This window comes from Methylobacterium sp. W2 (assembly GCF_020662345.1).
GTDB lineage: Bacteria > Pseudomonadota > Alphaproteobacteria > Rhizobiales > Beijerinckiaceae > Methylobacterium.
The window spans coordinates 1-12839 of the sequence record NZ_VMOA01000016.1 but is presented as its reverse complement, the minus strand read 5'-3'; the positions used below and the strand labels follow the sequence as shown (position 1 = coordinate 12839).

The 12839-nt window shown below is 67.3% G+C and carries 11 protein-coding genes and 1 pseudogene; 4 read left to right on the top strand and 8 right to left on the bottom strand.

All coding sequences use genetic code 11. The annotated features are described in order from the left end of the window. Positions 1–217: 217 nt before the first annotated feature. The 5 genes from FPV16_RS11010 to gyrB form a co-directional block, all read right to left on the bottom strand. Complete coding sequence (locus tag FPV16_RS11010; protein WP_027173954.1) at positions 218–427, bottom strand: hypothetical protein; 210 nt, start codon at positions 425–427, stop codon at positions 218–220. A gap of 446 nt (positions 428–873) precedes the next feature. Continuing rightward, positions 874–1659 carry a 3-oxoadipate enol-lactonase gene (gene pcaD / locus FPV16_RS11005; RefSeq protein ID WP_227438235.1) on the bottom strand — a complete coding sequence of 262 codons (786 nt, stop codon included), beginning with the start codon at positions 1657–1659 and terminating at the stop codon, positions 874–876. Between the two features lie 117 nt (positions 1660–1776). Beyond that, positions 1777–2610, bottom strand: a complete 834-nt coding sequence (locus FPV16_RS11000) for a 3-keto-5-aminohexanoate cleavage protein (protein WP_227438234.1) — start codon at positions 2608–2610, stop codon at positions 1777–1779. Between the two features lie 312 nt (positions 2611–2922). Beyond that, positions 2923–3240: a hypothetical protein gene (locus FPV16_RS10995; RefSeq protein ID WP_227438233.1), complete on the bottom strand. Its 318-nt coding sequence runs from the start codon at positions 3238–3240 to the stop codon at positions 2923–2925. A 24-nt stretch (positions 3241–3264) separates the two neighbouring features. Continuing rightward, positions 3265–5718 carry a DNA topoisomerase (ATP-hydrolyzing) subunit B gene (gene gyrB, locus FPV16_RS10990; RefSeq protein WP_413629269.1) on the bottom strand — a complete coding sequence of 818 codons (2454 nt, stop codon included), beginning with the start codon at positions 5716–5718 and terminating at the stop codon, positions 3265–3267. 259 nt (positions 5719–5977) lie between these two features. Here gyrB and FPV16_RS10985 point away from each other — a divergent pair, with 259 nt between their 5' ends. Together FPV16_RS10985 and FPV16_RS10980 are read left to right on the top strand one after the other, a co-directional pair. Then, positions 5978–6346, top strand: coding sequence for a type II toxin-antitoxin system RelE/ParE family toxin (locus FPV16_RS10985; protein ID WP_227438231.1), 369 nt, complete (start codon positions 5978–5980; stop codon positions 6344–6346). After that, complete coding sequence (locus FPV16_RS10980) at positions 6343–6720, top strand: helix-turn-helix domain-containing protein (RefSeq protein WP_227438230.1); 378 nt, start codon at positions 6343–6345, stop codon at positions 6718–6720. Before FPV16_RS10985 ends, FPV16_RS10980 begins: the two co-directional genes overlap by 4 nt. Positions 6721–6776: 56 nt before the next feature. Here FPV16_RS10980 and FPV16_RS10975 read toward each other — a convergent pair whose 3' ends face one another. Next, on the bottom strand, positions 6777–7421 hold the full coding sequence (locus tag FPV16_RS10975; RefSeq protein ID WP_027173959.1) for an MBL fold metallo-hydrolase: 645 nt from the start codon (positions 7419–7421) through the stop codon (positions 6777–6779). Between the two features lie 301 nt (positions 7422–7722). Between FPV16_RS10975 and FPV16_RS10970 the strand changes: the two genes are divergently transcribed. After that, positions 7723–9357 (top strand): ABC1 kinase family protein, encoded by a 1635-nt coding sequence (locus tag FPV16_RS10970; protein WP_227438229.1) that lies wholly within the window; start codon positions 7723–7725, stop codon positions 9355–9357. A 19-nt stretch (positions 9358–9376) separates the two neighbouring features. On the opposite strand, the gene FPV16_RS10965 is transcribed toward FPV16_RS10970, so the two are convergent. Together FPV16_RS10965 and FPV16_RS10960 are read right to left on the bottom strand one after the other, a co-directional pair. Beyond that, on the bottom strand, positions 9377–9676 hold the full coding sequence (locus FPV16_RS10965; RefSeq protein ID WP_227438228.1) for a HigA family addiction module antitoxin: 300 nt from the start codon (positions 9674–9676) through the stop codon (positions 9377–9379). Positions 9677–9695: 19 nt separating this feature from the next. Continuing rightward, positions 9696–9976: pseudogene (locus tag FPV16_RS10960) on the bottom strand (type II toxin-antitoxin system RelE/ParE family toxin). 305 nt (positions 9977–10281) lie between these two features. On the opposite strand from FPV16_RS10960, the gene FPV16_RS10955 reads away from it, so the two are divergent. Further along, positions 10282–12839, top strand: a 2558-nt coding sequence (locus tag FPV16_RS10955) for a penicillin-binding protein 1A (protein WP_227438227.1), incomplete at its 3' end; no start/stop codon positions are given.

The window sequence follows — 12839 nt, the reverse complement described above, 5'->3', positions numbered from 1 at the left end:
CACGCGGTGGCGGGAGCCGCCCCTCGTCTGAAGGCCCCGGCTTCGGATGTGAACGTGACCGGATCATGACCGGCTCACGGCGTCCTAGCGGATTTCGCGAGGGCCGCGACAGAATTCTTCGTGAGGTTCGGCGCGTCTCGTCGCAGACGATGCCGCATGAAAAAGGGCCGGCGCTTACGCACCGACCCTGATCCCGCCATCGACGAGGAAAGCTGTCTTACTCGGCCGCCGTCATCTCGGAGGTAAAGTGGCCGCACCAATCCTTGGATGCCACCACTGGCCACAGGCCCGGCGACTTCGGCTCGGGCTGGCTCACCGGCGGGTTGTAGCGGCAGAGACCTTCGTCGCCGGCCGAGAGACCGCCATTGATCTTGTGATCGTCAAAGAAACGGCAGCTCTCGCAGGCCGCGCTGGTGCTGTGTGCCATGTGTATCTCCCACAGTTCCGGTCCAGGCAGAGGGGGCATCCCGGCCCCCGCCGCCGCATAGTTGTTAATTAGAATAACTCCAGACTGAGGTCAAGGGCTGGTTCGTCGTCCATGAAGCGGTCCGCCCGGTGGTAAGGCTTTCGAGCCTCGAGGACGGACACGATGGCAAAGCACCCGAAGCCTGAGGAGGGTGCTGCCACGCCAAGGCAGACGGATGTGCCGATCTCACAGGGCGAGAGCGTCGTAGATGCCATCCGAACGCTCGGCGTGAGTTCAGCGACGGACTATCGGTGGCGGCGTGAGTGCGGCAGCCCGACGTCGGATCAGGATCGGCGCCGTATGGCCGGCGCCGGCGAGGGAGCACTCGACATGTGCCGCCCCAGCACCGCCTTGCGGTTCTCCAGCCCGTCCGCCAACCCGAGAGCTCCGGTTGCGGAGACCTTGCTTCAGTGCCGGCCGAGGAAGGCGCCGAGATGGGCGGCCACCATGCCCGGATGCTCGACGGCGAGGAGGTGAGCCGCTCGCGGCAGGAGGACGAGTTCCGCCTGAGGGATGCCGGCGCAGATCTCTTCGGCCATGGGCGGGGGTGTGGACGGGTCGTCGCGCCCTGCGATGACGAGGGTCGGCGCCTGGATGCGCCCAAGTATGGGCCTCAGATCCATCTCGCCGATGGCCTCGCAGGCGCGGGCGTAGCCGGTTCGGTCGCAGGCGACGAAGTCTTCTCTAATCGTCGCGAGGACAGCGGGTGATGCCTCGCGGAAATCGGCGGTGAACCACCGCCCGAGAGTGGCCTCCACGATCGCTGCCGTCCCCTGCCTCCGCACCGTCGCGGCCCGCTCGCTCCAGCTTTCGCGGCTGGGGAGATGGGCGGCGGTCGCCATCAGGCCGAGGCTGAGAACCCGCTCGGGGGCCTTCGCCGCCACGGCCTGGACGGTCATGCCGCCGAGGGAGAGCCCCGCGAGATGCGCCTTCTCGATGCCAAGGGCGTCGAGAAGGCCGATGAGATCGGCCGCCAGATCCTCGATCCGGGTCTCGGTATCACGGGCCGGCGAGGCGCCGTGGCCGCGCGTGTCGTAGCGCAGGATCCGATAGAAGCCGCGCAGGTCCGTCGCCATGCCGTCCCACATTGCGAGCGTGGTGCCGAGAGAGTTCGACAGGGCGAGGACCGGCGCGCCCGGCGGTCCGGACAGGTCGACATTGAGGTCGGTGCCGTTGGCTCGGATCAGAGGCATGCGCGGTCAGACTCTGGCTTGGGAAATCGTATCGCCTTCCAGGTCGCTGGCGCGCAGTGCCGTGGTTGCGAAGAGAGGCCCGAGCAGGTCCGAACCGAGGGCCGAAACGCTCATCCGTCAGGTTCCCAGTCCGAGGGCGGTGCGAGCCTCGGCCGGGTTGGCCACCCGCCTGCCATGGCGAGTCACCGCCTCCACGGCGCGGCCGACGAGTTCGGCGTTGCTGGCCGCCAGGCGGTCCTTCGTGATGCGGATATTGTCCTCCAGGCCGGTGCGGACCGCGTCGGCCCCGCGAGCCAGGGCCCATTCCATGACGACCGCCTGATTGCGGCCGATGCCGGCCGCGGTCCAGGTCGCCTCGGGCAGGATGCGCCGCATCTCGCCGAGTAATATGTCGAGCAGGCGTTCGTCCGCCGGCATGGCGTTCTGGACGCCCATGACGAACTGCACATGCGGGCGCGCATCCATGAGACCCGACTCCACGAGGCGCCTGGCGCCGTGCAGGTGCGAGAGGTCGAAAATCTCGATCTCCGGCCGGACGCCATACGTCTTCATCTGGCTGGCGAGGGCGGTCACGAGGCTGGCGGAGTTCTCGTAGACGATGGTCGGGAAGTTCACCGAGCCCGTGGACAGCGACGCCATGTCGGGCCGATGCTTCAGCGAAAGGCCGCGCGCGGCCGGGTCGCGCCCGCGTCCTCCGGTGGAGAACTGCACGATCATTCCGGGGCAGTGCCTGCGCAGGCCTTCCTGCACGGCGGCGAACCTGTCCGGGTCGGAAGACGGGCTCTCGTCGTCGTTGCGGACGTGGATATGGGCGAGCGTCGCACCGGCCTCGAAGGCCTGATGCGTGGATTCGATCTGCTCGGCGATCGTCACCGGCACAGCCGGGTTGTCCTTCTTGCGCGGCACCGAGCCGGTGATCGCCACGGCGATGACGACGGTGTTGCTGCTCATGTCTCTGTCCTCCCGCGGCAGGTCGAAGAACACGGTTTCGGCCTCGGCGCACAGCACGATTTCGAACTGTATACGAGGGCGCGGTGGCGTCGTCTCGATGTCGCGGCGCGCGACCGGTCGGTTACGGCAGGGGCATCGGCCCGGCATCGGCCATCGGATCGATCTCAATCAGCGTGTCGCCGGGGAACGAGAGCCGCGTCCCTGAGCAGGTTTCGCAAACGTCGTCGCCGGTTTTACATCCTGAAACCCGCGACACTCGAACGACCTGAGCGAGGTGGGGCGCTGGCATGCCGATGCGAACCCGCTTCGGCGTCAGGCGCTGTCGGGATCCTCGTCGTCCTCGTCGATCAAGCTCAGGGTGCGCAGGATCGCCAGGGCGACCACCTCGGCGTCGATCTCCCCCTCGGGGGTCGCCGGGAGGATCGCCACGGTGCTGACCTCCTGCCCCGCGAGGCGGCCGACCACGACCTTGTAGACATCCCCTTCCGGGGCCTCGTCGTCGCGCACGAGGCAGACGCGATGGTCGCCGGCCTCGCCGTAGACGCGCTGGGTCGTCACCTCGACCCGGTCGTCGTCGGCGCGCGCCGGCTTGCGCGGCTGTCCGAAGGTCGGACGGATGATATTGCTCATGTCGACCCTCCCGGCCGCATTCATTCAGACGTCGAGATTGGCGACGCTGAGGGCGTTTTCCTGGATGAACTCGCGGCGCGGCTCCACCACGTCGCCCATCAGCTTGACGAACAGGTCGTCGGCATCCTGGGTGTCCTTGATCCGAACCTGGAGGAGCGAGCGGACCTCGCTGTCGAGGGTCGTCTCCCAGAGCTGCTGCGGGTTCATCTCGCCGAGACCCTTGTAGCGCTGGAGCTGGAGGCCCTTACGGCCGAAGGCCATCACCGCCTCGAACAGGCCGACCGGCCCGTGCAGCACTGTCTCCTCGCCCTTGCGGGCGTAGGTCACCGGCTCGCCGTAGATCTCGCGCAGGGCCTCGGCCCGGTCGGCGAGGCGGCGCGCCTCCTGCGAGGCGATGAGCGAGGCGTCCAGGGTCACCACCTGGCGCACCCCGCGCAGGGTCCGGCTCAGGATGTAGCCGCCCTCGCTGACGGAGCCCTCCCAGCCCTGCTCGATATCGTCGGCGATGACGTCCATGCGCCGGGCGATCTCGGTGGCGCGCTTCGTCGCCTCGGCGGGGTTCTCGTCCACGTTGGTGCGGAAGGCCCCGGCGATCATCGCCTGTTCCACCGTGGCGCGGTCGTAGCGGGTGTGGAGCGCCTGCATCAGGCCGCGGAACTGGCGCGCCTCCTCCACCAGGACCTTCAATTGCGGGCCGCCGAACTCGGCGCCGGAGGCGAGCCGCAGCACCGCCCCGTCGACGCCGGCATCGATGAGGTAATCCTCGAGCGCCCGCTCGTCCTTGAGGTAGATCGCGGTCTTGCCCTTGGCGGCCTTATAGAGCGGCGGCTGGGCGATATAGACGTAGCCGCGCTCGATCAGCTCCGGCATCTGCCGGAAGAAGAAGGTCAGGAGCAGGGTGCGGATGTGGGAGCCGTCCACGTCCGCATCGGTCATGATGATGATGCGGTGATAGCGCAGCTTGTCCGGGTTGAAGCCCTCGCGGTCGGTGGAGGACCGGCCGATGCCGGCGCCCAAAGCCGTGATCAGCGTGCCGATCTCGGCCGAGGACAGCATGCGGTCGGCGCGGACGCGCTCGACGTTGAGGATCTTGCCCCGCAACGGAAGCACCGCCTGGAAGTGGCGGTCGCGGCCCTGCTTGGCCGAGCCGCCGGCGGAATCGCCCTCCACCAGCAGGATCTCGCATTTCGACGGGTCGCGCTCCTGGCAATCGGCGAGCTTGCCCGGCAGGGACGCGATGTCGAGGACGCCCTTGCGGGTCACGGTCTCGCGGGCCTTGCGCGCCGCCTCGCGGGCGGAGGCCGCGAGGATGACCTTGCCCATCACGGATCTTGCCTGGGACGGGTTCTCCTCGAGCCAGTTGGAGAGGCCCTCGTTGAGGACGTTCTCCACGGCCGGGCGGACTTCCGAGGAGACCAGCTTGTCCTTGGTCTGGGACGAGAATTTCGGGTCCGGCACCTGCACCGAGATCACGGCGGTGAGGCCCTCGCGGCAATCCTCGCCGGTGAGGGTGATCTTCTCGCGCTTGGTGATGCCGGTGGATTCGGCATAGCCGGTGATCTGCCGGGTCATGGCGGCGCGGAAGCCCGCCATGTGGGTGCCGCCGTCGCGCTGCGGAATGTTGTTGGTGAAGGGCAGCACGGTCTCGTTGAACGAGTCGTTCCACCACAACGCCACCTCGACGCGGATGTTGTCGCGCTCGGCCCGCACGAAGACCGGCTTCGTCATGCCCTCGATGGGTTTGCGCGAGCGGTCGAGGTAGCGCACGAAGGCTTCGATCCCGCCCTCGTAGAACAGCTCCTCGCGCTTGTGCTCGGCATGGCGCGCATCGGTGAGCACGATGCGCACGCCCGAATTGAGGAAGGCGAGCTCGCGCAGGCGCTTTTCCAGCGTCGCGTAATCGAACTCGATCATCGTGAACGTGTCGGTGGAGGGCAGGAACGACACCTCGGTGCCGCGCCGGCCGTTGCCGTCGCCGACGATCACCAGCGGCGAGACCGCATCGCCGTGGCGGAACTCCATCGCGTGCTCCTTGCCGCCCCGCCAGATGCGGAGCCGGAGCCATTGCGACAGGGCGTTGACGACGGAGACGCCGACGCCGTGCAGGCCGCCGGAGACCTTGTAGGAGTTCTGGTCGAACTTCCCGCCCGCATGGAGCTGGGTCATGATGACCTCGGCCGCCGAGACCCCCTCCTCCTTGTGGATGTCGGTGGGGATGCCGCGGCCGTTATCGGACACCGTCACCGACCCGTCGGCATTGAGGGTACAGGTGACGATGTCGGCATGGCCCGCGAGCGCCTCGTCGATGGCGTTGTCCACCACCTCGTAGACCATGTGATGCAGGCCCGACCCGTCGTCGGTGTCGCCGATATACATGCCGGGCCGCTTGCGCACGGCATCCAGGCCCTTGAGCACGCGGATCGATTCCGCGCCATAGGCCGTGGCCGCCAGGTTGCGGGAGGTGTCGTCGTCGGTCATGTCGGACATCAAGTTCCCCAGGCAGGCGGGTCTTTGCTTGATTTTCGTGCCACGGCTGGAGCCCCGGGCGCGCCTGCGATTCGTTCAGTGGGCTATATATAAGCGGTGCGCCTTGAAAATGCACCGCATGAGCACAGGCGGTCCCCGTGTCTTCCCGACGACTCCGAGGCTTGCCGCCACGCTGGAGCTCCCTGCAATCTCGATCTGCAACGAGGGTCGTGTCGACCCTTTCGAAAACATACCATGCAGGGTATGAAAAATGGTCCGGCAGGTCGAGCTACACCATGAACTCCGGCGCGAGTTCGATGAACTGCAAGAGGCGGTCCAGGACGAGTTGCTGGCCATGATCGAGCTGTTGAAGGTCGCGGGCCCTCGATTGAGACGGCCCGGGGCGGATACGCTCAACGGTTCGAAGCATGCCAATATGAAGGAGCTTCGCTTCGAGGCGGGTGATGGTGTCTGGCGGGTGGCCTTCGCCTTCGATCCCGCTCGAACACGCATTCTCCTCGTTGCCGGGGACAAGTCCGGTGTTTCGGGGAAACGTTTCTACACCGCGTTGATCAAGCGGGCCGACGCTCGGTTCGACCAGCATCTAAAGGCCATGCACAGGGATGGGAGCTCCCGGTGACCGATGACCATCACCCTATCTCGGCGGACGACCTCCTCGCAGCGCTTCCGCCCGAACGACAGGCGCGGATCAGGGCGCGCGGCGCCGAACTGATCGCCGAGGAGTTCGCGTTGAGAGATCTGCGACGTGCCAAAGAGATCACCCAGGCAACCGTCGCCGAACGGCTGGGTGGCCGTCAGGTCTATGTTTCGCGCCTCGAGAAGCGCGCGGACATGAAGCTGTCGACCTTGCGTGCCTATGTGCAGGCGATCGGCGGTGATCTCCAACTTTTGGTGACGTTTCCGGAAGGCCGCGCCGTACGTCTGAAAGACATCGGCGCGGACGTTCCTCGTACCCGCAGAAGCCCGGCCCGGAAGATCAAGACCGCCGAGTGACATCCCCGGCCGGTGTTCGATCTCACTCCTGCAAGAGCTTCACTCCTGCAAGAGCCTCACTCCTGCAGGAACGGGTTCGTCATCCGCTCTTCGCCCAGCGTGCTGGTGGGGCCGTGGCCGGGGATGAAGGCGATGTCGTCGCCCAGCGGCAGGACCTTCTCCTTGATGGCGCGGATGAGCTGGTCGTGGTTGCCGCCGGGCAGGTCGGTGCGGCCGACCGAGCCCTTGAACACCACGTCTCCCACCAGGGCGAAGCGCGCGTCGCGGCTGACGAAGACGACGCTGCCGGGCGAATGGCCGGGCGCATGCAAGATGTCGAAGGCGAGATCGCCCACGCTCACCGCGTCGCCCTCGGCGAGCCAGCGGTCCGGCGTCACCGCGCGAGCCCCGTCGATGCCGTAATTCGCCCCCGTCTCGGGAAGGCTGTCGAGGAGGTAGCGATCGGCCTCGTGCGGGCCTTCGATGGGCACGCCAAGACGCTCGCGCAGCTCGTCGGCGCCCCCGGCATGGTCGATATGGCCGTGGGTGAGCAGGATCTTCTCGATGGTGATGCCCTGGTCGCGGATCGCGGCCTCGATCCGGTCGAGGTCGCCGCCGGGATCGACCACGGCGCCGACCTTGGTCTCGTCGGACCAGATCAGGGTGCAGTTCTGCTGGAAGGGCGTCACCGGGATGATTCCGGCGCGGGGCGTGCCTGCCATCGGGACCGTCTCTCCGTCGATTGTGTGCGCGAGGATCGCGCGGGAGCCGCCTGTCTAAGCGGGTTCGCCTCGGCAAGCCAACGCTACCCCTCGCTCAGGCCTTGGGAGCGTCGCGGGGTCCGGCACGCAAAACCGGTCGCGGGGGCCGGGTGCCGACGATTGCCGCTGCGCCGCCAAAATTCGGCCTCGCCGGCTTCCTAGACGTGGCCTATCTGGACACCGGCACCGTCCAGGACAGGCCCGCCGGCCTGAGACGACGACACGGCCACCCTCACGCCAGCCGGGGCAGTCCCTTGAGCACATGCTGAAAACCGCTTTCGTCGCCGCACGCGACCGGCAGCGCCTGAGCGAGATCGCCGCCGTCCTGATCGGCTTCGGCGTCACCAAGGTGGTGGAACGCCTCGGCCTCGGCCATCTGGCGCGGTTCGCCAAGCGCCGCCGGCCGCAGGTCGACGTGGCGCGCCTGTCTCAGCCGCAGCGCGTGCGCCGGGCGATCGAGGCCCTGGGGCCGACCTTCATCAAGCTCGGCCAGATCCTGGCGAGCCGGCCGGACCTGCTGACGCCGGAATGGACCGAGGAGCTGGAGAAGCTCCACAGCCAGGTCCGGCCCATCGCCTGGGACAAGATCCGCCCGCAATTGGAGGCCGATCTCGGGGCGCCGCCCTCGGAGATCTTCGCCGAGTTCGACACGGTGCCGTTGGCCGCGGCCTCGATCGCGCAGGTCTACCGGGCGCGGCTGATGTCCGGCGAGGAAGTGGTGGTGAAGGTCCTGCGCCCGGGCCTGCGCAAGATCATCGAGGCGGATCTGCGCCTCCTGGCGCATGCGACCCGGATCGTGGTTCAGGAATGGCCGGAATTCGGTCGCTACCAGCCCCATGAGCAGATGCGCCATCTGGCCAGCGGCCTCTACGGCGAGCTCGACCTCATCAACGAGGCGCGCAACTGCGAGACCATCGCGGCGATCTTCGCCGACCGGGACGACATCGTCATCCCCAAGATCCACTGGGAGTTCACCTCCGAGCGCGTCCTCGTCCAGGAATTCATCCACGGCATCCCGCCCAACGACCATGCCCGCCTGGACGCGGCCGGGGTCGACAAGGTCAAGGTCGCTCAGAAGGGCACCGACGCCTTCCTCAACATGGCGCTGATCGAGGGCGTGTTCCACGCCGATCCGCATCCCGGCAACATGCTGGTGATGCCCGGCGACCGCATCGGCTTCATCGATTTCGGCATCATCGGCCGCCTGTCCGAGCGCCGCCGCACCCAGCTCCTGATGCTCATCGGCGCGATGCTGAAGGAGGATTCCGACGGGCTGATGGCCGTGCTGCTGGACTGGACCGGATCGAGCAACCCCGACCTCACCAAGCTCGAATCCTCGTCGCAGGCCTTCATCAACCGCCATGCCGGCTCGGTGCTGAATTTCGGCGACCTCCTCACCGACTTCATGACCATGGCCCGCGAGAACGACCTCGCCATGCCCACGGATCTCGCCATCCTGTTCAAGGGCCTGGTGACGGCGGACGGGGTGATGCGCCATCTCGACCCGAAATTCGACCTCTTCACCGCCGCCGGACCCACGGTGAAGAGCAAGCTCGCCTCGCAATTCTCGATTAAGGGCATCACCCGCAAGGTCGAGGCGGTGGGCGCCGGATTGTTCGGCGCGGCCTCCGAACTGCCGACCCTGATCCATCTCATGTTGGTGCGCCTGAAGCAGGGCCGCGTCACCGTCGAGATCGAGCTGAAGGGCATCGACAAGCTCACCCGCGGCATCGAGCGCGCCGCCGCCCGCGTGGCCGTGGCGCTCATCGTCGCCGCCTTCGCGACGCAGCTCGCCCCCCGCTTCATGGACCTCGGCACCCCGGCCTTCGTGACGGTGGGCGCGATGGTCTGCGTGATCGGAATCGGGTGGCTCGTGCTGCTGGGGCGGAACAAGTAGGGGGAGCCTCGGCTCCCCTCTACGGCACCGGAACGGTCTGGGGTTCGCAGGAGCGGGTGGTGGAGTAGTCCATCGTCGCGCGTGCCTTGGACAGATCGTGCGCGTTCTGGAGGTTGAGCCAGAACTGGGGCGATGTGCCGAAGCGGACACCGAGCCGGATCGCCGTGTCGGCACTCACACCACGTCGTTCGCGGATGATCTCGGACAGGCGGTTGGGGGGAACACCGATCTCGGCCGCGACCTGCCGGGCGGAAAGCCCAAGTGGGGCGAGGTATTCTTCGGCCAGAACTTCACCCGGATGCGTGCGAATGCGAGACATGTTCGATCTCCTTCGTGTCTCAATGGTAATCGACGATGTCGACCTGCTCCGGTCCTTGTGCTGTCCATCGGAAGCAAAGGCGCCACTGGTCGTCGATGCGGATGCTGTACTGCCCGGCACGATCACCCCTGAGACGTTCGAGCCGGTTCCCGGGGGGGACCGCAGATCGTCCAGGGTCGTTGCGGCATCGAGAATATCGAGCTTGCGTTTGGCCGCGGCCTCGAAAGCACGCCAGGGCCTGTAGCTCGTTCCATCGTCGAACAAGGCTTCGACGCGTTTGTCTGCAAAGCTCTGAATCATGCGCGCACTACGTGATACGTTATGTGTATCATCGGCGACGCGATTGGACAAGGTATGGGTATCGAATCCCCTTCGATCTTGTTCCTACACGAAGGAGCAAAGCGCCACCGACTCGATGGGACGCGACGCTGGATATCCCCCCTCCCATCGGTTTACCGACGTCGCGGGATATCGAGGGTCTCCTTAAATCAGCCGCGTTGTGCATCGCATTTCGGCTGCGGGATGGCGCCCTTCCCTCCTCACCAAGGGGGAGGAGCTTGCCTCAACAGACCCTGCGTGATTGAACCTCCGGTGCCCTCCCCGCGATGAACATCATCCTGATCAAGCTGTTCGCGACGGCGCTGACGCTCAGTCAGGTGACGACGCGGCCGGATGCGGTGAAGACGCAGTTCGATCCGGTGGCCGACAAGGGCCAGGTGGTGCAGATCCTGCGCGACGGCTGCGCCCATATGCGGAAAGCCTTCGACATCGAGGACATCAACCTCGACGAGCTGATCTCCACCGCGATGGAGGACCCCTCGGCCATCGCCGGTGCCTCGGCCCCGAAGCTCCTGCACGGGCTCGATATCGGCGAGCTCAACACGAGCTACCGCCAATTCTGCAAGGGCGAGGACCCGGCGAACTCGCCCTTCGACGCGAGCGAAGTGATCGCCTTCTACAACAAGGCCGTGGCCGACCTGCCCTCGGCCCAGGACCTGAAGGACCGTAAGCTGCCCGGCGCGAGCCTGATCCTCGACGGGGCGGGCAAGCGCTACGCCGAGGCGTTCGAGGCCAACGGGCGCCGTCTAAGCGTGCCGATCTCCGACGTGCCGGTGATGGTGCAAAAGGCGTTCGTGGCCGCCGAGGACAAGCGCTTCGAGACCCACAAGGGTATCGACGAGCGCGGCGTCATCCGCGCCTTCATCGGCAACCTCGCCTCCCCCGGTCGTTCGGCCGGCGGCTCCACCATCACCCAGCAGGTGGTCAAGAACCTGTCCGTGGGCGACGACGTCACCTACGAGCGCAAGATCCGCGAGATGATCGTGGCCTCGCGCCTGGAGCGGATCCTCGGCAAACCGCAGATCCTCGAACTCTACCTCAACGGCATCTATCTCGGCCGCGGCTCCTACGGGATCGAGATGGCCGCGCGCAGCTATTTCGGCAAATCGGTAGGGCAGCTCACGGTGCCGGAGGCGGCGTTGCTCGGCGGCATGCCGAAGGGGCCGAACTTCTACAATCCGGACAAGTATCCCGACCGCGCCAAGGAGCGCCGCGCCTATGTCCTGGCGCGGATGAAGGACGAGGGCGTCATCACCGAGGCGCAACTGAGCGAGGCCGCCAACGCCCCCCTCGGGTTGAAGCCGATCGAGACCACGCGGCGGGATTCGGGGTTCTACTTCGTCGATCACCTCACCCGCGAGGCGCGCACCTTCGCCGGCATCGACTCCCTCACCTCCGCCTCCCACGTGGTGCGTTCCACCATCAATGCCGGCCTCCAGACCGCGGTGGAATCCGCCCTGCAGGACGGGCTCGCCACTTACGAGCGCGCCACCGGGCGCCAGCGCTACGAGGGACCGGAATTCAACCTCGCCGACAGCGTCGCGAAGCTCGGCGGGGCCGCGCCGGCCGTGGAGGGATCGGTCCAGTCGGTTCCCCTCGTCGTCGGCGGCGAGGCGAAACCGAAAGCTGCGCCCGTCAAGCCCGCCCCTGCGGCGGCCGCCGGGCCGAAGCCGGTGGCGCAGAAACCCGTCTGGCAGCGCGCCCTGGAGAGCGCGCGGCCGGTGCTCTACGACGTGCATTGGCCCCTGGCCGTGGTGCTCGAACCGGGGCGCGGTCCGGTGAAGGCCGGGCTCGCCGACGGGCGGATCGTCAGCCTCGATCCGGGCATCGCCAAGGGCCGCCTGCAGCTCTACGACGTGGTACGGGTGAAGCTGCGCGACCCCAAGGCCAAGGTTCTCCGTGCGGATCTGCGCGTGCGCCCCTCCGTCCAGGGCGCGGCCGTGGTGCTGGAGAACCGCACCGGGCGCATTCTCGCCATGGACGGCGGCTTCTCCTACCCGCTGAGCCAGCTCAACCGGGTGACCCAGACCGTGCGCCAGCCCGGCTCGACCCTGAAGCCGCTGACCTATCTCGCCGCGCTCAATGCCGGCCTCCAGCCCAACACCCTGGTGATGGATGCCAGCGTGACCCTGCCGCCCATCGGCGGTGTCGGCCAGTCCTGGAGCCCGAAGAACTACGATGGCGGCGGCTCGGGCGCGACGACCCTCCGGCGCGGCCTCGAATTCTCGAAGAACCTCGTCACCGCCCGGCTGCTCCAGGGCGGCATCGCCGACACCGCGCCGGCGAGCCTCACCCGCATCTGCGACCTCGCCCTCGAAGCGCAGCTCTATGCCGAATGCGAGCGCTACTACCCGTTCGTCCTGGGCTCGCAGCCGGTCCGCATGGTCGATCTCGCCGCCTTCTACGGCGCGATCGCCAATGAGGGCGCACGCCCCGCGCCCTACGCGCTGGAGGCGGTGGAGCGCGATGGGACGGTCCTCTACAAGCGCGAGCCGAAGGAGCCGGTGCGGATCGGCTCGGCCGACAGGGTCGCGTTCTACCAGTTGAAGACCATGCTGCAGGGGGTCACAAACCACGGCACGGCGGCGGCCCTCGCCCGCTTCTCCGGCTCGATCGCCGGCAAGACCGGCACGTCCGAGAACGAGAACGACGCGTGGTTTGCCGGCTTCACCAACGAGATCACCATCGTGGTCTGGGTCGGCTACGACAATGCCGACGGCACCCGCCGGACCCTGGGGCGTGGCCAGACCGGCGGGCATCTCGCCGTGCCGATCGCCGGCACGATCCTCCAGGCCGCCTGGGCCAACGGCGTGGCGCGCACCCC